Origin of the sequence: Paraburkholderia sediminicola (assembly GCF_046030555.1) — a bacterium.
GTDB lineage: Bacteria > Pseudomonadota > Gammaproteobacteria > Burkholderiales > Burkholderiaceae > Paraburkholderia > Paraburkholderia sediminicola_E.
The window spans coordinates 136,305-156,778 of sequence record NZ_JAQQCH010000004.1; the positions used below are offsets into that span (position 1 = coordinate 136,305).

The window sequence follows — 20,474 nt, forward strand, 5'->3', positions numbered from 1 at the left end:
TGGTGGTGTAGCGCGGGTAGATCAGATCCGATGTCCCGCAGCGATGATCTTGCGAAGAAACGCCTGGGTTCGCTCATGCTCTGGATGACTGAAGATATCTTCCGGCTTGCCTTCCTCCACGATCCTGCCGCGATCGAAAAACAGCACACGGTCCGCAAAATCGTGGGCAAAACCCATTTCATGCGTGACGAGCAGCATCGTCATATCGGTTTCTTTGGCGAGCCGCTGCATCACGTTCAGCACTTCTTCAACGAGCTCGGGGTCGAGCGCGGAAGTCACTTCGTCGAAAAGCATGATCTTGGGTGCGAGGGCCAGCGCCCGCGCAATCGCCACGCGTTGCTTCTGCCCGCCGGAGAGTTGCGCCGGGCGGCTCCTCGCCTTGTCGGCCATGCCGACCATGTCGAGTAGTTCCAGCGCGCGCTTTTCCGCCGACTCGCGGCTCTCGCCTTTGGTCAGCATGGGCGCGAGCGTCACGTTATCGAGCACGCTCTTGTGCGGAAACAGATTGAAGTGCTGGAAGACCATGCCGATCTTCTCGCGCATCTTCTGCAGGTGGCGCTCGTTCGCGGGCACCATCTGGCCGCCGTGCGGCATATGAAACAGTTGTTCGCCGTCCAATTCGATGTGGCCGCCGTCGATCGATTCGAGCGTCATCAGGATGCGCAGGATCGTGGTCTTGCCGGAACCCGACGGGCCGATCAGCGCGAGCTTCTCGCCCGGCATTACATCGAGCGAGAGTTCGTCGAGCACGGTCAGCGCGCCATAACGCTTCGTGATGCGATCGATGCTGATCAACGGCTTTATCATCGGCGCCTCCCGGCGCGGCTGAAAGGTGCCGGCAGAGGCCGACGGAAGTGTCACCGGGGCGATGGCTGAAGCGCTCAGCATGTCGGCGACTCGCGCGGTTTTCATATCGATTCGGTTCCCGTTCGTCATACCTGGCTCGATGGAAGGTGATGCGGCGGCGATTCTGGGCAAAGAGCTATGCAAACCAGAATACAAAGCCATATTTGCGTTCCGATTGCCCTAGAACAATTCTTTTTCCATGGAGAACCGGACCGCGCTATGAGGCCAAAGGGCGACGGGCAAGAAACCGGCGTGCGAGTCAGGGACAACACCTATAAGCACAGCGCGAAGCCAATCTCGGCGATACCGCCGAGTTCCGTGCCGCCCATTCAGACCAGCGATGAAGATTGAACTAGCACATTAAAAGCGGCTTTTCGCAGCATTAGACTGCGGCCAGAAACGCCTACAGGTGTCTCATTGCGTCCATGGGTCACCACTTTCCGCAACGACGTCACGCCAGAGAGAGGGGAAGATGTCAGATACAACGCAACAGGAACCACGAACCACGGCGCCCGTCGTACGCCTGCCGTTTGAACGTGCCGAATACGCCGCCCGGATCGGTAAAACGCGTCAAGCGATGCAGGCAGCAGGGGTCGAACTCCTGATCGTGTCCGATCCGACCAACATGGCCTGGCTCACCGGCTATGACGGTTGGTCGTTCTACGTGCATCAGTGCGTGCTGCTCGCGCTGGACGGCGAACCGGTCTGGTTCGGCCGTGGCCAGGACGCGAATGGTGCCAGGCGCACCGTCTTTATGGAGCACGAGCAGATCGTCGGTTATCCGGATCATTATGTGCAGTCTTCCGAGCGACATCCCATGGATTACCTCGCCCGTGAGGTGATCGAGGCACGCGGCTGGGGCGCGCTGAAGATCGGCGTGGAAATGGACAACTACTATTTCAGCGCCGCGGCCTATCGCTCGCTCGTCGCGCATCTTCCCAAGGCGAAATGGCAGGACGCGACCGGTCTCGTGAACTGGCAGCGCGCCGTTAAATCGCCGCGTGAAATCGAATACATGCGCGTAGCCGCGCGTATTGTCGAAAAGATGCATGCGCATATCGTCGAGCGGATCGAACCCGGCATGCGCAAAAACGACCTGGTTGCCGAGATCTACTCGGCAGGCATTACCGGCGTCGACGGTTACGGTGGTGACTATCCAGCAATCGTGCCGCTATTACCCACCGGCGCCGATGCCGCCGCCCCGCATCTAACCTGGGACGACACGCCCTTCGCCAAAGATGCCGGTACGTTCTTCGAAATCGCCGGCTGCTTCAAGCGCTATCACTGCCCGCAGTCACGCACCGTGTATCTCGGCAAACCGCCGAAGCATTTCATCGACGGCGAACGCGCGGTGGTGGAAGGCATTGAAGCGGGTCTCGCTGCGGCCAAACCCGGCAATACGTGCGAGGACATCGCCAACGCGTTCTTCGCGGTGCTGCACAAATACGGCATCGAGAAGAACAGTCGCTGCGGCTATCCGATCGGTGCAAGCTATCCGCCGGACTGGGGCGAACGCACGATGAGCCTGCGGCCGCGGGACAAGACCGTCCTCGAACCGGGCATGACGTTTCACTTCATGCCCGGCCTGTGGCTCGACGACTGGGGCCTCGAAATTACCGAAAGCATCCTGATTACCGAAACCGGCGTCGAGACCTTCTGCAACACGCCGCGCAAACTGTTCGTCAAACCATAAACCCGTCAACTCCTGTGCCGCCGTGACCGCGACGCGCACAGGAATAGGTCAAAGGGGAAACATGCTTCCGAAAACCATGAAGGCCGTCGTGCTGACGGCCCACGGCGGCCTCGACACACTCGTCTATCGCGCCGACGTGCCGGTTCCCGCCTGCAAAGCGGGCGAAGTGTTGCTCGAAGTCACCGCCTGCGGGTTGAACAATACCGACGTCTGGGTTCGCGAAGGCGCGTATGGCACGGATGACGACCCGCAAGCCGTCTCCACCTGGCGGCGCGGTCGCTCGACGCTGTCGTTCCCGCGCATTCAGGGCGCGGATATTGTCGGATACGTGGTGGCGGTGGGCAGCGGCGTCAGCGATGCGCGCCTCGGCGAACGCGTGATCGTCGACGCATCGATCTATAACCGCGACGACGACAGCCTCGCCGATATCGACTACATCGGCCACGGCCGCGATGGTGGTTACGCCGAATACACCGCAGTACCTGCGGAGAACGCCCATCGCGTCGATTCCACTTACTCCGATGCCGAGCTGGCGACGTTCTGGTGTGCGTATCACACCGGCGAGCAGATGATCGAACGCGCCGCCGTCAAAAGCGGCGAAACGGTGCTGATTACGGGCGCTTCCGGCGGTGTCGGCTCGGGAATCATCCAGCTTTGCCGCGCACGGGGTGCGATCCCGTATGCAGTGGTCAGCAAGGGCAAGGAAGATGCGGTGCTCAAGCTCGGCGCAGAAGGTGCGATGCTTCGCGACAGCGCGACTTTCGTCACGGATGTCGAGCGGATGACCGGCGGCCGGCCGGTCGACGTCGTGGCCGACTTGGTCGGCGGCGCACTGTTCGGCAAGCTGCTGAACGTGCTAAGGCCGCAAGGCCGCTACACCACGGCGGGCGCTATTGCCGGACCCGTAGTCCAGCTGGACTTGCGCACGATGTATTTGAAGCAGTTACAGCTGAATGGGTCTTCGCAAGGAACACGCGCGGCCTTCAAACGCGTGCTCGGCTATATCCAGGCTGGTACGATCAAGCCGATTCTAGCCGCGACCTATCCTTTGTCGAAGTTTCATGAAGCGCAAACGCAATTCATGGCCAAGCAATTCGTCGGCAACATCGTCGTGATTCCGGATCGGCATTACACACCGGCAGCAAAACAGGCTTGAACAACGGGTCCGCATGACAGGCAGCCGGAACAGCGATCATCCGCTGTTCCGGCTGTTTTTTATCACGCGGAAACCGCCGGCGCAAAAACCTGCGACGCAACTTCGTCCACCGCCTCACGTGCCAGCTTCACGATCTCGTCAACGTCGTTGCGTGACGTGACCAACGGCGGCGCGAAGCCGAGAATGTCGCCGTGCGGCATGGCGCGAGCGATCAACCCACGTTGCAACGCAGCAGCGGAGACGCGCGGACCGACCTTCAGCGCGGCATCGAATGGTTGACGGCCATCCTTGTCGGCCATGAATTCGAGCGCGGCCAGCATGCCGGCACCGCGCACTTCGCCAACCAGCGGATGCGAATCGAACGCCGCATGCAACTGTTCGAGCAGATACGCACCGGTTTGCGCCGCGTTCTGCGTGAGGTTTTCGCGCTCGAGAATATCGAGGTTCGCGAGTGCGGCCGCGGCGCAGATCGGGTGACCTGAATAGGTCCAGCCATGCCCCATCGCGCCGAATTCCTGCGACGCCTTGTCGATCACGTCCCACACGCCTTCGCTGACGATCACGCCCGACAGCGGCGCATATGCACTGGTCAAACCCTTCGCCACGGTGATCAGATCCGGCGTGATGCCGTAGTGTTGCGCGCCCATCTTCGAGCCGAGGCGGCCGAAACCGCACACCACTTCGTCGCAGATCATCAGGATGTCGTGCTTCTTCAGCACTTGCTGGATCGCGGACCAGTAACCTGCAGGCGGCGGCAGGATGCCGCCCGTGCCCATCACCGGTTCAGCAATGAAGGCAGCGATCGTATCGGCGCCTTCCTGTGCAATGAGCTTTTCCAGTTCTTCCACACAGTACGCGACAAATTGCGCCTCGTTCATGCCGGCCGGCGCATGCCGATACCAGTGTGGACACACCGTATGTTTGACACGCTCGATCGGCAAATCGAAACACTGATGGAAACTTGGCAAGCCAGTCAGGCTGCCGGTGACGATCCCCGAACCGTGATACCCGCGCTGGCGCGAAATGATCTTTTTCTTGTTCGGCCGACCCTTCACGTTGTTGTAATACCAGACGAGCTTGATCTGCGTTTCGTTCGCATCCGAACCGGACATGCCGTAGTACACCTTCTTCATGCCCTGCGGCGCCCAGTCGATAATGCGCGACGACAATTCGATAATCGTATCCGTCGAGTGGCCAACATACGTGTGGTAGTAAGCAAGCTTCTTTGCCTGCTCGTAGATCGCCTCGGCGACCTCGGTGCGGCCATAGCCGATATTCACGCAATACAGGCCCGCGAAGGCGTCGATATACGACTTGCCTAGATGATCTTCGATGCGGATGCCTTTCGCGCCGGTCACGATACGGCCGGGGAGAGCCCCGCTCGCATGGTCGTGAGCGTGCGTCGAAGGATGCATGAAGTGCGCGCGGTCGGCGTCGAAGAGTTGGTCGAGTTGGGTCATCGGAAGCTCCTTCGTGTGATCGTTGGATGGGTTGGGTTGACTCAGGCCGCCGCGTCAGCCGTCGCGGCAGCTGCCGTTGCAGCAGCCAGGCGGTGAGCGGGAAGGCTGTCAGTCACCGGCAAGCCGAGCTGGCCGAGGCAGAAATAGCGGGTTTCGACAAATGGCTCAAAACCCTCAACCCCGCCTTCGCGGCCGAGTCCGGACGATTTGATGCCACCGAATGGAATCGGCGCACCAGTGAATTTCGCGCCGTTCACGGACACCATGGCGAAGTCGAGACGGCGGATCAGTTGAAACACCGTGTTGAGGTCTTTCGCGCAGACATAGGCGACGAGGCCGTATTCGGTGTCGTTCGCGCGCTCAATGACTTCGTCGAGCGAATCGAATGGCGAGACCGCTGAAATTGGCGCAAAATTTTCTTCGTCGTAGATGCGCATGCCGGGCGCAGCGTCCGCGACCACGGTCGGCTCAAAGAACCAGCCGCCGCGTTCATGGGCCGCGCCGCCAGTGGTAATGCGCGCGCCCTTCGCTTTCGCCTCGGCGACGCGCTGCGCCGTGGTGTCGAATGCGGCCTGGTGCATCAGCGGGCCGACATCCACGTCCGCTTCGAATGCGGCACCTACCCTCAGCGCTTTGACGGCTTCGCTATATTGCGCAACGAACGCTTCGTACAGCGGCCGGGCAACGAAGATGCGATTCGCCGCGCAGCAGTCCTGCCCCGAAGTCTGAAACTTCGCCGCAATCGCCACGCGTACGGCCTGATCGAGGTCGGCATCTTCGGTCACGATGAACGGCGCGTTGCCACCGAGTTCCAGTGCCGTCTTCTTGATGCCGGCCTGGGCCGCGGTCTGCATGACCAATGCTCCGACGCGCGTTGAACCGGTGAAGCTCACCGAGCGCACCCGGGTATCGCGTACCAGCGTTTCCATCGCCATTTGCGGCTCGCCGAGCACGACATTGAATACGCCCGCGGGAAAACCCGCTTCTTCCGCGAGTTGTGCGAGGGCGAGTGCGGAGAACGGCGTTTCATGCGCGGGCTTCACCACCACAGTACAACCGGCGGCGAGCGCGGCGGCGGCCTTGCGCGTGATCATCGCGCAGGGGAAATTCCATGGCGTGATCAGCGCGGCCACGCCGACGGGTTCGATGACCGTGCCCAGGTGCGCGCCATCAATATGCGTGGGAATCGTGCGGCCATTCAGGCGTCGTACTTCATGCGCAAACCATTCGACGAAACTCGCACCGTAGGCGATTTCGCCGCGTGCTTCGGCAAGAGGCTTGCCCTGTTCAAGCGACAGAATCGCAGCCAGGTCGTGTTGATGGCGCAGGATCAACTCATGCCAGCGCAACAGCAGTGCAGTGCGTTTGGCGACCGGCAGCCAGCGCCACGTAGAGAACGCACGCTGAGCCGCGTCGACTGCTTCGGTGATCTGCGAGGCATCGAGCATGGGCGCGTGGCCGAGTATTTGCTGGTCGGCGGGATTCTGCACGGCGATACTCGCGGCGCTCGCGCTGTGTATCCAGCGTCCGTCGACGTAGCACAGCGATTTGAATAGGACCGGATGACCCAGCAACATGACGACCTCCTGTGTGCGATGTATGTCTGTTACTGTACGACCGGCAGCGATGGGGTTTTTTTGGTTGAGGCGTCGCAAAGTCAGTGTTTTTTCTGGATTTCGCCGCGACGGGTGGCGATTTTCTGGCGCGATTCGCCCTTCGCTTCAACTGTCGTCGCCGATCGTTTGTTCTGCCCAATCCGGCAACCCTTCCGCGCTGCTCTTCACCACCTTCGTGACGATGTAGGTAAAGTACTTTTCGATGCCCAGTTCGTCGGTCAGGAGCGAATCGATAAACCGCTGATAGTGGTCGATGTCGCGCGACATCACGTGCATCACATAGTCAACGCCGCCGCCCGTTGCGTGGCATTGCACAACCTCCGGTGCGGCGGCGATCCGCTCTTCAAAGCGCCGCATGTCCTGCGCGGTGTGACGTGCCAGCGTGACCTCGACCACGACGCGGCTGCCCTTGAAGGCGCGCACCCAGTCGATATCCGCGCGATAGCCGCGAATCACACTGCCCTCCTCCAGACGCTTGACGCGCTCCCACGCCGGCGAGATCGACAGATTGATCTCCTCGGCGAGACGCGACTTGGTGATGCGTCCGTCACGCGCGAGGATGCGCAAAATCGCCAGGTCGAAACGGTCGAGTTTCATCGTGCGCTCAGACTCCCACCGGTATGCCGCGCTCGACGACATCGGCCACCACCGCCACCGTATCGCCGATCCGTACGAGGCCCGGAAAATGCCGCGCCGTGAGCAGGCCGCCGCGGCGCGCGCGATATTCGACGGGCGCGCCGCCCGTGCGCGACGCGTCATAAATGCGCGCGATTACTTCGCCGCTTTCAATCATCTCGCCGAGGTCCTTGCACAACTCCAGCAGACCGTCGTGTTCGCTCGTCGTAAAACAGGTGCCATCGGGCATATCGAGCAGCGTCGTGGTACGCGCGGTCGAGTGCCCTGATTGACGTCCAACTTCGTCTCGCCCGAGGATGCCGGCATACTGCAGGAAGCCCTGCACGCCGCGCTCCGCCACCGCTACGCTTTGCACCGTCGCCGTGCCGCCACCGCCGAGTTCGGTCGATACAAACACCTTGCCCGCTTCTTCGACCGCTGTGTCGTACAGGCCGACGCTATCGAGTTCTAGCATCCGCATCGAATACGGCGCGCCGAACGCGCGCATCGCCGCTTCGCACCGGGTCTGCTGATTCGCATCCGGCAGCAGGTGAATCGCAGCGAGCGGCACGAAGTCGAGCGTGCGGCCGCCGGCGTGCAGATCGAGCACGTAATCGGCGAGCGGCAACAGATAGCGCTGAAAATAATCAGCGATCTTCTCGGTGATCGTGCCATCCGGCTTGCCGGGGAAGCTGCGATTCAGATTGCCGCGATCGATCGGCGACGTCCGGCTGCCCGCGCGGAACGCGGGAAAATTCATGAATGGCACGATGATCACGCGCCCTTTCACATCCCTGGCTTTCAACGATACGGCCAGCTTCGACAACGCGATCGGGCCTTCGTACTCGTCGCCATGATTGCCGCCGGTGAGGAGCGCCGTCGGACCCTCGCCGTTTCGAACCACCGTGACCGGAATCATCTCCGCGCCCCATGCGGACGTGTCGTGCGAATGGGGCAACTTCAGAAAGCCGTGTTGTTCGCCGTCGGCGTTGAAATCGACCGTCGGCTGAATAGGTGATGCCCGCATATGCATTACTCCCTCATGAACAGCTTGTGCGGCGTGGTGTAGAACGTTTCGCTGCCGGAACAGCTATGCGCGTGCCCTGTTCCGCTCGTATTGCTTCCGACATAGGCCACGCTCAGCGCTTCACGTCATTGCGAAAGATCGTCCCTGCCCCTGCGGCATGCGCTCGCTTCAATGCCAGCGAGGCAATCGCGGTGTCCTGCGCGCCGGTGCCGGTCAGGTCGCAGATCGTCACGTCGGTTTCATTGGCGCGACCCACGGCCTGTTCGGCAATCACCTGACCCAGCTCCGCTATCGCCGCGCCGGCATGCATCACGCCGGCATTCAACGCGTGATGCAACTCGCCCAGCACGCGAGTTTGTTGCGCGCGGTCGCACACATAGCGTGCCGCGGCGAGCGCTGCCGGCGCGATTTCATTCTTGTGCTCAGCGTCCGAACCCATCGCCGTGATGTGCAAGCCCGGATGCAGGTCTGCGACGTCGATCAGCGGTGTGCGGCTTGGCGTGGTGGTGATCGCGATATCCGCTTCGGCGAGCGCATGATGGACATCGCGTGCTACATCGCATTGCACGCCGAGCGAGGCGCTCATCTCCGCAGCGAAACACTGCGCCTTGGCCGGATCGCGCGCCCATACGCGCACGTGTTCGACGCGACGCACCAGCATCAACGCCCGCAATTGCAAACGTGCCTGTTCGCCGGCGCCAAGCACGGTAACTTGCGGCGTGCGCTGTTTCGCCAGCCAACGCGCCGCGACCGCACCGGCGGCGGCCGTGCGCACAGCCGTCAGATACCCGTTGTCGAGTAGTACTGCTTCGGTCAGGCCTGTCTTTGCGGACAATACCAGCATCAGCCCATTCAAACTCGGCAAACCGAGCGACGGGTTGTTGAAGAACCCTGGACTCACCTTGATAGCGAAACTGTCGAAGCTCGGCAGCCACGCTGTCTTGACGTCGACTTCGCCGTTGTGTTCGGGCAGATCGAGACGCAGGATAGGGGGCATCGCAACGGCTTCGGTGGCGAGTGCGAGAAAGGCTGCTTCCACCTGGTCGACGGCGGCAAGATCGAGCGGCACGAGTTCGCGAAGCTCCGCTTCGCCAAGGAGCGTGATCGAGGTCATAGAGTGGTGTGTGAGGCGGGTTGGATCGACTCGGCATCCACGATTCGGCGATGCAGGTCCATATCGATGTTGGCGCCCGTCACGATAAGCACGAGCGGCCCGCGCCTGACGCGCTCGGCGGCCAGTTCGTCATCGAGCAAGGCGGCGATGCCTACAGCCGCCGCGCCTTCCACGACGAGCCGTTCATGACGGTATGCATGCGCAATGCCGCGTGCAATTGACGCCTCGCCAAGCAGCACGGTCTCGTCGATCAGATCGCGCGTGAGCGCATACGTATAACGGTTTTCGAGTCCAATGCCGCCGCCGAGCGAATCGGCCAGGGTTTCGACTTCTTCGACCAGCACCGGCTGGCCGGCCGCGAGACTCGCATGCATCGCGGCACCACGCACCATCGTCACGCCGGTCAGGCCGATCGCGCGATTCGCGCTTTTAGCCGCGAACGCAATGCCCGCAAACAGGCCGCCACCGGATAGCGGCACGACGATGTTCGCGACATCCGGCAACGCCTCGACGATTTCCAGTCCAATGGTCGCCTGACCGGCGATCACATGCAGATCGTCGAATGGTGGGACGTAGGCGAAACCTTCGTCGCGTACCAGTCTCAACGCTTCGTGTTCGGCCTCATCCTGACTTTTGCCGACAATCCGCGCCTGCGCGCCGAGTGCGCGCACGGCATCGACTTTATTCGCCGGCACGAGCGCGGACAGGCAGACGGTCGCGTCGATACCCAGCGCACGGGCCGCATGCGCAACCGCGCGGCCGTGATTGCCCGTCGAGGCGGTCACGACTTTCCGGCAACCCTGTTCGGCGAGACGGGCGAGTGCATTGGTGGCGCCGCGCAGCTTGAAGCTGCCGGTCGGCTGCACGGTTTCCAGCTTCAGAAAGACCGGTGTGCCCGCCTTCTCCGACAAACTCTGCGATTCGACGAGCGGCGTATGACAGACGCGCCCCGCGATACGGCGACGCGCACGGTAGACATCGGCTAACGACAGAACGGACATGAACTCGGCCCTGCACGAAAGGGTTCAATTCCGATGCTGTCGCGCCTGCGTTCTCACGCTGATTTGCGGCCGCATCGTTTTCAATGCAGTCCAGTCTAATGTTCTAAAAAACGATTTCCATTGTCCTAGTTCATTTCATGCGAGCAGCGCACAAACCGCGCGAGATCAGGTGAAATCGTGCACCTGTGGGTACTGCTCGAACACGTCGCGCATCGTTTCCAGCGCGGCTTTATAGGTTTCTTCGCCGACCTCGGCGCCGACGCAGATACGCACCGCATTCGGCCGGTCCGCGTCGCGCACCAGAAATGGATCAGGCGACGTCACGGCGATATCGCGGTTGCGCAGCTCCCTCACCAGACGGTCGGTATGCCAGTGGTCAGGCACGCGCAGCCAGGCGGACAGTGCCTGTGGATGCGCGCCAAGCACGTATTTACCCAGCGTTTGCTGCAGTTGCGCCTGACGCCGTCCCAGAAGTTCGCGCTGTATTTCCACGAGCCGTCCGGCGGTCCCGTCGACGATCCAGCGCGTCGCGACTTCGGCCATCGGCGAAGTCGCCATCCAGCTGCTCACACGCAACACACTTTCAGCGCGTAGCGCGAGCCGTCGCGGCGTGGCGAGGTAGCCGATCCGCAAACCGGCCATCACCGACTTCGTCAGGCTCGTGCAGTAGAAGGACAAATCGGGAATCAGACTCGAAATCGGCGTGCCATGCTTCGTCGGCAAAGGACCATAGACATCGTCCTCGATCACGTAAACGCCATAGCGTTCGGCGATTTTCGCAATCGCGCGGCGCCGCGAATCGGGCATGAGCGCGACGGTAGGATTGTTCAGCGTGGGCGTGCAGACAAGGGCCGTGATGCGCTCGCTATCGCACATCTCCTCGAAGTGTTCGGGGTGAATGCCGTACTCGTCGATCTCGAGGCCCTTCAGCGTAAAGCCCAGCACATTGGCCGAGCCGATCACGCCATGATCCGTGAGGCTTTCGCACAGCACTGTGTCGCCCGGGCCCACAAGCGAAGCCAGCGCCAGAAAGATACCGTGCGCCGCACCATTCGTAACGAGCAGCGTATCCGCCGAAGCCGGCATGCCCAGCGACGCGAGCCATGCGATCCCCGCCTGCCGATGATGCTCGAAGCCCGCAATAGGCCGGAACGCGCGAATCCACGGCTGGTCATCGAGCGTCGAGAGCGTCGCGCAGACCTTGCGCCACATGGCATCGTGCTCCGGCGTATGGATGATGCGCGCGATCGAAAAGTCGACCACGGAACGCTCGGCCGTGTCGAGCATATAGCTCGACATGGTTTCCGTGACGCGCGCCGCCACGAAACTGCCGCGCCCCACCTCGCAGCGGATCAGCCCTTGCCGCTCCAGTTCCTTGTAGGCATTGGTCACCGTTTGCACGCTGATCGCCAGTTCCGAGGCGACGTCGCGCTGCGGCGGCAGGCGCGCACCCGCCGGCAACGACTCGCTTTCGATGTCGCCCGCGATCGCCTTGACCAGCCGTTTATATTTCGATTCCACGCCGTGTACCGCGCGCACGGCTTCCCGCCACTGCTCGATCACCGCTGCCCTCCGTTCTCGTCGACGCTCACCCTGGTCCACTCCACCTCAATAGTGAGGCCAAACACGGCACAGAAATAATTGTCCTAGTGCATTGCCGAGCAAAAATAGGGGTTTGTATCGTGCATTGGCAGGGGGCGGTACCGGCCCCTCAGACCGGCGGGATTGCCGGCAAACGCCGCGCAGTCGCGATTACGGCGCCTGGCGATGCACGTACCCGGTGCGTCGCCGTTCATCGCCAGTCATCATCGCACCATGACATGCTTCACCAAACGTTTGCGGCGTGCACGGCAACCACCGCAATGCCCGTGGCATCGACCCGGCCCGATGCTTGCTTTTATGCAGGCACAACATTTCTACGCTACCGGGGCCAAGCCATGTCGAATCCGCTCGAAATCGTCGAACTGACGCATCACGTCAGGAAGCTGGCAACGGGGAAGATCTCCGATATCAACGACATCAATCGCGAGACCACCTTCCTCGCCCTCAACGCCTTGATCGAAGCGGCGCGCGCCGGCAATGCGGGCCGCGGCTTCGCGGTCGTGGCGAATCAGGTCAAGCATGTGTCCGCGCGAATCGGCGAAATCACGACGGTGCTCAATCGCGAACTCGCCGGCTCGCTGACCAGGTTGACCGATCTCGGCGACAGCATGATCGAACGGCTGCGCTCACATGAGGGTCAACGTTGCGCCGATCTCGCGCTGAACATGATCGATGTGATCGACCGCAATCTGTACGAGCGCTCATGCGACGTGCGCTGGTGGGCGACCGATTCCGCGGTAGTCGACTGCCTCGCCCACACGAGTGCTGAGACGCGGGCGTATGCGTCGCGCCGTCTGTCGGTGATTCTCGACAGCTACACCGTGTACCGCGATTTATGGATCATCGACGCGGCCGGCAATGTAGTCGCAAATGGCCGGCCGGACGTGTACGCGGTGCATGACCGCAATGTCGCTGAAGCCCGGTGGTTTCGCGACGCGATGAAAACGCCTTCAGGCGCGGACTTTATTGCGGGCGATATCGAGGCGCTGCCGCTTCTGAAGCACGCGCACGTTGCGACCTATGCGACGGCAATCCGCGAAAACGGCGCAGTGGACGGCAAGCCGCTCGGTGCGCTGGTGATCTTCTTCGATTGGGCGCCACAAGCGTCGGCGGTCGTTAAAGGCGTGCGGCTCACGGAAGAGGAATGGCGACGCACGCGCTGCATGATCGTCAACGCATCGCATCGCGTGATTGCGAGTTCGGATGATAAGGGCGTGCTGGACGAACAGTTCCGTCTGAATACAGGCGGCCGTCCAGCAGGCTTTTATCAACTGGCCGACGGCCGCACCTTATCGTTCGCCGCCACCCCAGGCTACGAGAGCTATCGCGGCTTGGGGTGGTACGGCGTGATCGTACAGTCACCGCCGTGAGACCATAACGCGAGGCGGTGCCCTACCAATGGCGCCGCCCATACCACTCATGATGGCCCCACCAGCGGCGGAAAGATCAGCAAAGCCAAGGCAACGCGCGGTAACAACAGAAGGGATTTTTTAAAAATGTCATGGGAGGATGCGTCGATGCTTCGTCCGTTGACTATTCGGGGCTAGCCACCGCACGCAAGCGCGCGGCGAAATCATAAGCGGCGCTCTGCTGATCGGCCGTCGCGCGCTCGACAATCCCGACGTCGCGGTAGAACGTGTCGTCGCCGAGCGTCAGCGGACGCACGCTCGGCGGGAAGTGTAACGCCGCCGCCTGCGGGACGATGGCGACGCCCACGCCCGCCGCCACCAGCCCAACGATTCCCTGCAACTCGTCCAACTCCACCACATCGTCCACGTTGATCCGCACACGTTTCAGGAAGCGGTCCACGAGCCGCCCGCCAAACGAATTGCGGTCGTAGCGGATCAGCGGCTCACGGGCGAGCAGCACGCGCCACGATTCCTTCGCATGCTTACGCGGCACCAGCAGCACAAATGGCTCGCTAACGAGCAAATGCCATTTCAACTCGGGCGGCAACGCGAATGGCGGTTTGATAATCACCGCGAGATCCAGTTCGCCCGAGTCGACCTGCGTGAGCAGATTCAGCGATACCCCCGGCAATACGCGAATCCGCCAGCCTGGCGACGTCGTGCGAAACTGCTGGATCGCGCCGACCAGCAACGAAGTCTGTACCGACGCAATCGCGCCGATCCGCAAGAGCCCCGCGTTCTCGCCGGCTGCGCCCTGCAGTGCGAGGCGCGCGTACACGGCGAGTAATTCCTGCGCGACTTCCACTGTCCGCTTGCCCGCGGCATTGAGGCTGGCGGACCGGCCGGTGCGATCGAACAGGGCGAAGCCGAGTTCGTCCTCCAGACGCTGGATCTGCGCGCTCACCGCCGACTGCGTCAATCCGGTCTGTGCGCCGGCACGCGCGAACGTGCCATGGCGCACGACGGCGAGGAACGTTTTGAGTTCTCGTAGCATGATTCAATTCATCGATAAATTTGGTTCTCAGATCTGAAATATATCGTTATTCATTAAAACACGTTATGTTTAATATGTTGGCTGAACGCTCAATGAAGCGCACATTCCTTCAACTTCTGAAAGCCCCATTGCGATGAATACCCCACTCCTCCCGTTCCACATTGCATTTCCGGTCCACAGCATCGAGGCGGCACGTGCGTTCTACGGCGACCTGCTCGGTTGTCCCGAAGGCCGTAGCGCGCCCGACTGGGTCGACTTCAACTTCTACGGCCACCAGATCGTCGCGCATCTCGCGCCGGGCGAAACGGGCGTGAGCTCGACCAATGCCGTCGATGGACACGGTGTCCCTGTGCGCCATTTCGGCGCGCTCCTGACAATGCCGCAATGGACGGCGCTCGCGGACAAGCTCAAGGCGGTCGGCGTGGAATTTGTGATCGAGCCGTACATCCGCTTTAAGGGTGAGCCGGGCGAGCAGGCCACGATGTTCTTTCTGGACCCGAGCGGCAACGCGCTCGAATTCAAGTCGTTCGCGAACCTCGATATGCTGTTCGCGAAGTAAGGTCGCGGGGGAATCGTCGTGCAACGGTGGAATGAGCTGCAGGCAAGATGCCATTACAATCCAGCACTTCGATCTGACGACGGTGATTTGGGCCATGAGATATCTCCTTGCATCGACCCTCGCGGCGCTCGTCGCGGCCGCAAGCACGGCTGCGACAGCCCAAACAGCCGGGAACAGCAATACACCGACGCTGCAGTGCGCCATTGGTTATGTCACTGGCGTCGGTGGAGCGGCGCAGAGTTTTCGCGAGTACCTTGCGGCCTCCGACAGGGATAAGTACCGCTACATCGCCGACAATCCGATCCAATGCAAGGTCTCCGACGAGGGTCGCGCGTCTGCCTGTACCGGCGTCACGAACCTTCGGCATGAAAAGGTCAGCGTGTATGACGACGTCGACAGCGAGACGATGGCCGTGGTCGCGCGCGTGGAACTCGAGCACGGGACCTACCCGGTGATTATCGTTGTGCGAAAGCAGGACGTGAAATGCGAGGAGTGAATGCGGCGCTCGCGGTAGCCTTGCGGTAAAGTTCTGAATCGGTGAGTCGGCGCGAACGGCAACATCGATACCACCACCGCGACGGCGCCCGTCGAAGCGTTCGTACTCACGAACGGCGGATTGATGGCCGGTGTGACGCTCGAAGGCACGAAGATCACCCGCCTCAAGTCACTATAATGAGCAACGTAGGCCGGGCAGGTTTGTGTCTATCTATCGGCTTCAATCTTCAGGAGGGAGTATGCACATTCTCACGAACGCAGGCCCATTGGTTTCGCTGATCGCCGGCATTCTGATTCTCGCGGTGCCTCGCCTGTTGAATTACATCGTTGCGATCTACCTGATCGTGATCGGGTTGCTCGGGCTGTTCGGGGGACATCTCCACTGAGCTGAAACCGCCTATCAGGAAGCACGTTGCGAACAGGTGCTGGTCGCAACGCGATGGATCGATCTGATCGACTGGGTCGGCTCCGCCCGTCCTCGTCAACGCAGGATGCGCCTCTTATAACGCCTTCAGATCAGGCAGCAACCGGTCGAATTCCCTTCGCACCACGCCATAACATTCACACACGCGTTGTTCCAGCCCCGGTCTATCCAGCACCTCGATATGGCCATGACTGTAGCGGATCAGACCCGCGTCCTGCAGTTTCTGCGCCGCCTCCGTCACACCGGATCGCCGCACGCCAAGCATGTTGGCGATTAGCTCCTGCGTCATCTTCAGCTCATTCGACGGCAGGCGGTCCATGCTGAGCAACAGCCAGCGGCATAGTTGCTGATCGATCGAATGATGCCGGTTGCAAACGGCGGTCTGGGCCATCTGCGTAATCAGTGCCTGGGTATAGCGCAGCAACAGCCGCTGCACCGGGCCGGCTCGATGGAATTCCTCTTTCAGAATCGCTGCGTCCAGCCGATACGCCGCGCCTGCGCTTTGCACGATCGCCCTGCTTGGTGTGGTTTCCCCACCCATAAAAAGCGCAATGCCGATGAGCCCTTCGTTGCCCACGATCGCAATTTCAGCGGATGAACCGTCTTCCATGACGTATAGCAGCGAGACGATGGACGTGGTCGGAAAATACACGTCGTGGAGGTGATCGCCCGACTCGTACACGACATGCCCCAAGGGCATTTCAACCGGCACAAGATGAGGAGCCAGGCGAAGCGATTCCGCCTCGGGCAACACCGAGAGCAGGTGATTTTCTTTGAAACCAGATTGGTTTTGCATGTGTCGTCTCCGTCTTCGACGATCCGTTCCTGACAATGCCAAGTTTCGACGGCAGTTGGGCGAAAGCGTCAGACAAGTCAGACAAATTGGCAAAGCCGCCGCTGCGCGGCAGCTTGCTCTGAACTCCGAGTCTGACTGAGCCCTCTTTAAATTATAGTGTGATTGCGCACCATGGGGGATGACGCCTGGCCGCGTGGCGCGGCCAAGTAGTCGCCACCGTACAGACGGGAGAATTTCATCCGGGACATGATGATCTCAGATGCAGGAGTCCACCATGTCCATCCAACTCTCCACAGAGGCCGCCGAGGCCCTTAAATCGCTCGATCGAGTTCCGGATTCTGGAGCGGAGATGCCGCGCTCCATGGCCGACGAACTATTGACGCTGGGGCTTGCATACGAATCGCGTAGCGGCGGCGTCATCAATATGACAGCCGCAGGCCGGTTGTGGCTGAGCTTGCGCCCATGGTGATACGCCCATTTTTCCGGCGTGTATTTACCGCGCTATGACAACTGCAACTGGAGGACATCAGATAGAACACGTGATCGTCCGGCGGCAACGCCTCAGGTGGGGTAACGGCAAGGGCTTTGCTGTCGATCAGGCGTACTGGCGAAGGCGCAGCGAAAACGCCTCGAGCGCATTGATCCCGCTATGTTCGGCACGGCGGCACCAGTCCTGCAACTGGGAAAGCAACTGCTCATGCGATTTATTCGACCGTTCCCATATTGCTGACAGGCCGTCACGCAACTCGATGTAAGTGCGCAGCTTCTGGTTGCGGTCGCATAGTGTTGTCAGCTGCCATTGACGACGATTACTTTTCACCGCGTATGTGCCGCGGAACCGTTGCCTGACATCGCGCATCAGCAGCAACCTTTCATGGCGGCTGATGTTTTCCATATGCTTCAGCTCCTGCCGGCATGCGCGTTCGGCCGTCCTCGCATAGTTCCGCATCACCTCGTAGCGGTTGCGAAGTACCGCTTGCACCGTATCGTCGTCAAGCACCATCTTGCCTTTGACAAGACGCGGCGTCGGCGCCACTTTCTTTACCTGCGCCAATCCCAGCGCAGCAAGAATGCAAATGTACATCCAGCCAATATCAAGCTCATACCACTTGTTCGACAGTCTGGCGGATGTCGCGTAAGCATGGTGGTTGTTGTGAAGTTCCTCCCCGCCAATCACAAGGCCCAAGGGAATGATATTCGTGCTCGCATCGGTAGACCCGAAGTTGCGATAACCCAGAAAATGTCCGACACCGTTAACAACGCCCCCTGCCCAGAACGGGATCCACATCATCTGAACAGCCCAGACCGATATGCCGGCAACACCGAAGAGCGCAACATCAATCACCATGAGCAGGCTGATGCCGAGGTCCGGGTACTTCGCATAGAGGTTTCGTTCTATCCAGTCGTTCGGCGTGCCGTGACCGAACTTGCGCAGCGTTTCTTCGTTCTTCGCTTCGGCGCGGTAGAGTTCTGCGCCCCCCATCAGTACCGCCCAGATGCCACGGATCTGCGGACTGTGAGGATCCTCATCAGTCTCGCATTTCGCGTGGTGCTTTCGGTGAATCGCAGCCCATGGTCCAGTCAGCACGCCCGTCGTCATCCATAACCAGAAACGGAAGAAGTGGCTGGCGGCGGGATGCAGATCAAGCGCGCGGTGTGCCTGGCAACGATGGAGGTAGACCGTCACGCTGACAATCGTCACGTGGGTCAATACCAGCGTCGCGAGGAGAATCTGCCACCACAAAAGGGAAAGCAGGCCGTGCGAGAGAAATGCAAGCGAAGCGATAAACACATTGACCTTCTTGTAGAAGCGACCTCGAGCGTATCCGGATCGACGGCTGGCGCCTATCTGCACGATATATACAACCTGCGGGGATGTCGGTACGGTCCCGTACCGGGAAGAAACGCGATCGCGGACCGTGGTCAGGAGTGGGCCGCGCTTCATGCCGCCTCCCCCGGCACGCATACAGACATAGCCATCGCCGAGCTAAGTCAAAGCCACGTCCTCATTTGTGCTTCGGTCAGGTTACCGCCGCAGACAACCAGGCCGGCGCTCAGTCCTGCAAAGGCTTCGCGATTCTCCAGAATGGCGGCAACGCCAGCCGCTGCAGACGGCTCAGCAACCACACCCGCATGCACGTGGAGCATTTTCATACCTCGAATCATTGCCGCGTCACTCACGAGCAATGCATCGTCAACCAAACCGTGCATATCTTGAAGTGCCTCTGGAATGGGCGACTTCGTTGCGATCCCGTCGGCAATGGTTTCGACATTTTCATGTTCGATCGCTCGCCCCGCACGCCATGATTCGACCATGGCGCTTGCGCCTGCCGCAGAAACAGCAACGATACGCGTGGCCGGGCTGCGATGCCGTCGATCAAAAATCTGGAGCGCCGACCGACGGCTTGCCACGCCGCGTTTCCGCTACGCCCGCGCCCGGCTTCACACTACCGTCGGGCTGCGGAACTTCCATTGGTTTGACTTCGACGGGGGCGGTGCCATCTTTTTTCAACCCGAGCTTATCGGCAGTCTTGGGCGACACATCGACGATTCGATTCTTGACGTAGGGGCCGCGATCCCTGATTTCGACCACCTCGCTACTGCCGTTTTCCAGATTCGTGACGCGGGCCGTGGTGCCAAGCGGCAGAGTCTTACTCGCGGCGGCATTGGATTGCGGATCCATGCGCGTACCGTCGGCCATCTTCTTTGTGTAGAACTGCCGCCCGTAGTAAGAGGCCTTGCCCTTGCGCGTCTTGCCGGAGCGGTCAAGTCCAGCATGGTGAACTGCCTTCGGGCTCGCCTGCCCGGCGTCGGTGGACGTCGGCTTTTGCGCCGGAAGCGCCGTACTCAGGCAGCACGCCAGGACCAGAAACAGAATCGTTCGAAGCTTGCTTCTTCGACCGGGCCGTAGTCGGGTGTCGTCAACGTGCTCGTCAGCCTCGTACATTACCCATCGCGGCTTCATCCCGGCCAGCGTCCGTTGCATTTTCAGACGCCGCAATTCCGCTTTGCGGAGAAGGCCCAGTAGCCCATTCCCCGTGGTATGAGGATGATTTCCCATTTGCCCCTCCTCTTCAGTCTGTCAAAAGCAGCGGGCACCTGATTCAGCGACAGTGACATCTGAATTGCGGGTGTATGCGGGCTATTAAAAAACCTCTCACGACGACAGTGTCGAGTCGGCTATGAGCTCCGCAGGCGGCTGACATTTACGCACGGTGAAGAACTCACTCCAAGCAATTGACATTCCTGTCGATTGACTGTCAATGCGTGCGCCTGGTCAGGAAGGTCATGGCCGCGTCAGGTTCGCTGCTGCACAAGCATTGGATCGGATCTGTCGAAGAGGGGATAAGCGTGTGGGAGCAATACGTAGGCGCGGTCATCGAATTCTTCGACGAGATCCCAGCGGACCTGGCACTGACCGTCTCGTATCGCACGGTGATGGAAGACCCGGACACGACGGCGACGCGTATCGGGCAGTTCCTCTTCGTGGTCAGCGCTTCGTTCTTCGGCGGGTTCTCGCCGTTTATCGCGACCTGGCTGGTCGAGCAAACCGGTAATCCGCTCGCGCCCGCCTGGTATGTCGCCGCCGCGTGCGCCATTTCGCTGGTTCCGGTAATCTGGCTGCGCGACCGAACCGGCGAAGCGCTCGCCTGAACCATCGAGGATG

The 20,474-nt window shown here is 60.9% G+C and carries 20 protein-coding genes and 2 pseudogenes; 9 read left to right on the plus strand and 13 right to left on the minus strand.

Translation table 11 applies throughout. From position 1 onward, the window contains the following. Positions 1 to 21: 21 nt before the first annotated feature. Positions 22 to 912, minus strand: coding sequence for an ectoine/hydroxyectoine ABC transporter ATP-binding protein EhuA (ehuA, locus tag PQQ52_RS08155; RefSeq protein ID WP_408209574.1), 891 nt, complete (start codon positions 910 to 912; stop codon positions 22 to 24). A gap of 406 nt (positions 913 to 1,318) precedes the next feature. Between ehuA and doeA the strand changes: the two genes are divergently transcribed. Then, positions 1,319 to 2,539 (plus strand): ectoine hydrolase DoeA, encoded by a 1,221-nt coding sequence (gene doeA / locus PQQ52_RS08160; RefSeq protein WP_408208960.1) that lies wholly within the window; start codon positions 1,319 to 1,321, stop codon positions 2,537 to 2,539. Positions 2,540 to 2,600: 61 nt separating this feature from the next. Beyond that, positions 2,601 to 3,695: an alcohol dehydrogenase family protein gene (locus tag PQQ52_RS08165; RefSeq protein ID WP_408208963.1), complete on the plus strand. Its 1,095-nt coding sequence runs from the start codon at positions 2,601 to 2,603 to the stop codon at positions 3,693 to 3,695. A 62-nt stretch (positions 3,696 to 3,757) separates the two neighbouring features. Here PQQ52_RS08165 and PQQ52_RS08170 read toward each other — a convergent pair whose 3' ends face one another. The 7 genes from PQQ52_RS08170 to ehuR form a co-directional block, all read right to left on the minus strand. Then, positions 3,758 to 5,155 (minus strand): aspartate aminotransferase family protein, encoded by a 1,398-nt coding sequence (locus PQQ52_RS08170; RefSeq protein WP_408208965.1) that lies wholly within the window; start codon positions 5,153 to 5,155, stop codon positions 3,758 to 3,760. Positions 5,156 to 5,196: 41 nt separating this feature from the next. Beyond that, the gene (locus PQQ52_RS08175; RefSeq protein ID WP_408208967.1) at positions 5,197 to 6,732 is read right to left on the minus strand and encodes an NAD-dependent succinate-semialdehyde dehydrogenase; all 1,536 of its coding nucleotides are present in this window, start codon (positions 6,730 to 6,732) and stop codon (positions 5,197 to 5,199) included. Positions 6,733 to 6,876: 144 nt separating this feature from the next. Beyond that, positions 6,877 to 7,368, minus strand: a complete 492-nt coding sequence (locus tag PQQ52_RS08180; RefSeq protein WP_408208970.1) for an Lrp/AsnC family transcriptional regulator — start codon at positions 7,366 to 7,368, stop codon at positions 6,877 to 6,879. A 7-nt stretch (positions 7,369 to 7,375) separates the two neighbouring features. After that, entirely contained in the window at positions 7,376 to 8,413 is a 1,038-nt protein-coding gene (gene doeB / locus PQQ52_RS08185; protein ID WP_408208973.1) for a N(2)-acetyl-L-2,4-diaminobutanoate deacetylase DoeB, read from the minus strand. 112 nt (positions 8,414 to 8,525) lie between these two features. After that, on the minus strand, positions 8,526 to 9,527 hold the full coding sequence (locus tag PQQ52_RS08190) for a cyclodeaminase (protein WP_408208976.1): 1,002 nt from the start codon (positions 9,525 to 9,527) through the stop codon (positions 8,526 to 8,528). Further along, positions 9,524 to 10,528, minus strand: a complete 1,005-nt coding sequence (eutB, locus tag PQQ52_RS08195) for a hydroxyectoine utilization dehydratase EutB (RefSeq protein WP_408208979.1) — start codon at positions 10,526 to 10,528, stop codon at positions 9,524 to 9,526. Before eutB ends, PQQ52_RS08190 begins: the two co-directional genes overlap by 4 nt. Before the next feature lie 165 nt (positions 10,529 to 10,693). Next, a complete protein-coding gene (gene ehuR / locus PQQ52_RS08200) occupies positions 10,694 to 12,091 on the minus strand; it encodes a MocR-like ectoine utilization transcription factor EhuR (RefSeq protein ID WP_408208982.1) in 1,398 nt (465 codons plus the stop codon). 374 nt (positions 12,092 to 12,465) lie between these two features. Here ehuR and PQQ52_RS08205 point away from each other — a divergent pair, with 374 nt between their 5' ends. Continuing rightward, positions 12,466 to 13,500 carry a methyl-accepting chemotaxis protein gene (locus PQQ52_RS08205; RefSeq protein WP_408208984.1) on the plus strand — a complete coding sequence of 345 codons (1,035 nt, stop codon included), beginning with the start codon at positions 12,466 to 12,468 and terminating at the stop codon, positions 13,498 to 13,500. Positions 13,501 to 13,663: 163 nt separating this feature from the next. On the opposite strand, the gene PQQ52_RS08210 is transcribed toward PQQ52_RS08205, so the two are convergent. Further along, the gene (locus PQQ52_RS08210; RefSeq protein WP_408208987.1) at positions 13,664 to 14,533 is read right to left on the minus strand and encodes a LysR family transcriptional regulator; all 870 of its coding nucleotides are present in this window, start codon (positions 14,531 to 14,533) and stop codon (positions 13,664 to 13,666) included. 133 nt (positions 14,534 to 14,666) lie between these two features. On the opposite strand from PQQ52_RS08210, the gene PQQ52_RS08215 reads away from it, so the two are divergent. From PQQ52_RS08215 to PQQ52_RS08230, 4 genes and pseudogenes are all read left to right on the plus strand, one after another. Next, positions 14,667 to 15,092 (plus strand): VOC family protein, encoded by a 426-nt coding sequence (locus PQQ52_RS08215; RefSeq protein WP_408208989.1) that lies wholly within the window; start codon positions 14,667 to 14,669, stop codon positions 15,090 to 15,092. Between the two features lie 94 nt (positions 15,093 to 15,186). Further along, on the plus strand, positions 15,187 to 15,588 hold the full coding sequence (locus tag PQQ52_RS08220) for a hypothetical protein (protein ID WP_408208990.1): 402 nt from the start codon (positions 15,187 to 15,189) through the stop codon (positions 15,586 to 15,588). A gap of 45 nt (positions 15,589 to 15,633) precedes the next feature. Next, positions 15,634 to 15,765 (plus strand): annotated as a pseudogene (locus tag PQQ52_RS08225) (twin-arginine translocation pathway signal); the annotation flags it as partial. Between the two features lie 61 nt (positions 15,766 to 15,826). Next, positions 15,827 to 15,973: a DUF3096 domain-containing protein gene (locus tag PQQ52_RS08230; protein ID WP_408208992.1), complete on the plus strand. Its 147-nt coding sequence runs from the start codon at positions 15,827 to 15,829 to the stop codon at positions 15,971 to 15,973. A gap of 114 nt (positions 15,974 to 16,087) precedes the next feature. On the opposite strand, the gene PQQ52_RS08235 is transcribed toward PQQ52_RS08230, so the two are convergent. Further along, positions 16,088 to 16,807 (minus strand): Crp/Fnr family transcriptional regulator, encoded by a 720-nt coding sequence (locus PQQ52_RS08235; RefSeq protein ID WP_408208995.1) that lies wholly within the window; start codon positions 16,805 to 16,807, stop codon positions 16,088 to 16,090. A gap of 274 nt (positions 16,808 to 17,081) precedes the next feature. Here PQQ52_RS08235 and PQQ52_RS08240 point away from each other — a divergent pair, with 274 nt between their 5' ends. Beyond that, positions 17,082 to 17,276 (plus strand): hypothetical protein, encoded by a 195-nt coding sequence (locus tag PQQ52_RS08240; protein WP_408208998.1) that lies wholly within the window; start codon positions 17,082 to 17,084, stop codon positions 17,274 to 17,276. Between the two features lie 126 nt (positions 17,277 to 17,402). Here PQQ52_RS08240 and PQQ52_RS08250 read toward each other — a convergent pair whose 3' ends face one another. The 3 genes from PQQ52_RS08250 to PQQ52_RS08260 are packed head-to-tail and all read right to left on the minus strand — an operon-like array spanning position 17,403 to position 19,868. After that, on the minus strand, positions 17,403 to 18,773 hold the full coding sequence (locus PQQ52_RS08250; RefSeq protein ID WP_459252553.1) for a DesA family fatty acid desaturase: 1,371 nt from the start codon (positions 18,771 to 18,773) through the stop codon (positions 17,403 to 17,405). A gap of 26 nt (positions 18,774 to 18,799) precedes the next feature. Next, entirely contained in the window at positions 18,800 to 19,219 is a 420-nt protein-coding gene (locus PQQ52_RS08255; RefSeq protein WP_408209000.1) for a pyridoxal-phosphate dependent enzyme, read from the minus strand. Beyond that, entirely contained in the window at positions 19,185 to 19,868 is a 684-nt protein-coding gene (locus tag PQQ52_RS08260; RefSeq protein WP_408209003.1) for a septal ring lytic transglycosylase RlpA family protein, read from the minus strand. Before PQQ52_RS08260 ends, PQQ52_RS08255 begins: the two co-directional genes overlap by 35 nt. Before the next feature lie 422 nt (positions 19,869 to 20,290). Between PQQ52_RS08260 and PQQ52_RS08265 the strand changes: the two are divergent. Next, a pseudogene (locus PQQ52_RS08265) lies at positions 20,291 to 20,461 on the plus strand (MFS transporter); the annotation flags it as partial. Positions 20,462 to 20,474 lie beyond the last annotated feature (13 nt).

Coding starts and splice junctions, on each gene's coding strand:
- PQQ52_RS08230 (WP_408208992.1), top strand. CDS start 15,827: ATGCACATTCTCACGAACGCAGGCCCATTGGTTTCGCTGATCGCCGGC.
- PQQ52_RS08260 (WP_408209003.1), bottom strand. CDS start 19,868: ATGGGAAATCATCCTCATACCACGGGGAATGGGCTACTGGGCCTTCTC.
- eutB (WP_408208979.1), bottom strand. CDS start 10,528: ATGTCCGTTCTGTCGTTAGCCGATGTCTACCGTGCGCGTCGCCGTATC.
- ehuA (WP_408209574.1), bottom strand. CDS start 912: ATGAAAACCGCGCGAGTCGCCGACATGCTGAGCGCTTCAGCCATCGCC.
- PQQ52_RS08165 (WP_408208963.1), top strand. CDS start 2,601: ATGCTTCCGAAAACCATGAAGGCCGTCGTGCTGACGGCCCACGGCGGC.
- PQQ52_RS08235 (WP_408208995.1), bottom strand. CDS start 16,807: ATGCAAAACCAATCTGGTTTCAAAGAAAATCACCTGCTCTCGGTGTTG.
- PQQ52_RS08215 (WP_408208989.1), top strand. CDS start 14,667: ATGAATACCCCACTCCTCCCGTTCCACATTGCATTTCCGGTCCACAGC.
- PQQ52_RS08240 (WP_408208998.1), top strand. CDS start 17,082: ATGTCCATCCAACTCTCCACAGAGGCCGCCGAGGCCCTTAAATCGCTC.
- PQQ52_RS08180 (WP_408208970.1), bottom strand. CDS start 7,368: ATGAAACTCGACCGTTTCGACCTGGCGATTTTGCGCATCCTCGCGCGT.
- PQQ52_RS08170 (WP_408208965.1), bottom strand. CDS start 5,155: ATGACCCAACTCGACCAACTCTTCGACGCCGACCGCGCGCACTTCATG.
- PQQ52_RS08220 (WP_408208990.1), top strand. CDS start 15,187: ATGAGATATCTCCTTGCATCGACCCTCGCGGCGCTCGTCGCGGCCGCA.
- PQQ52_RS08175 (WP_408208967.1), bottom strand. CDS start 6,732: ATGTTGCTGGGTCATCCGGTCCTATTCAAATCGCTGTGCTACGTCGAC.
- doeB (WP_408208973.1), bottom strand. CDS start 8,413: ATGCGGGCATCACCTATTCAGCCGACGGTCGATTTCAACGCCGACGGC.
- PQQ52_RS08210 (WP_408208987.1), bottom strand. CDS start 14,533: ATGCTACGAGAACTCAAAACGTTCCTCGCCGTCGTGCGCCATGGCACG.
- PQQ52_RS08250 (WP_459252553.1), bottom strand. CDS start 18,773: ATGCGTGCCGGGGGAGGCGGCATGAAGCGCGGCCCACTCCTGACCACG.
- doeA (WP_408208960.1), top strand. CDS start 1,319: ATGTCAGATACAACGCAACAGGAACCACGAACCACGGCGCCCGTCGTA.
- PQQ52_RS08205 (WP_408208984.1), top strand. CDS start 12,466: ATGTCGAATCCGCTCGAAATCGTCGAACTGACGCATCACGTCAGGAAG.
- PQQ52_RS08190 (WP_408208976.1), bottom strand. CDS start 9,527: ATGACCTCGATCACGCTCCTTGGCGAAGCGGAGCTTCGCGAACTCGTG.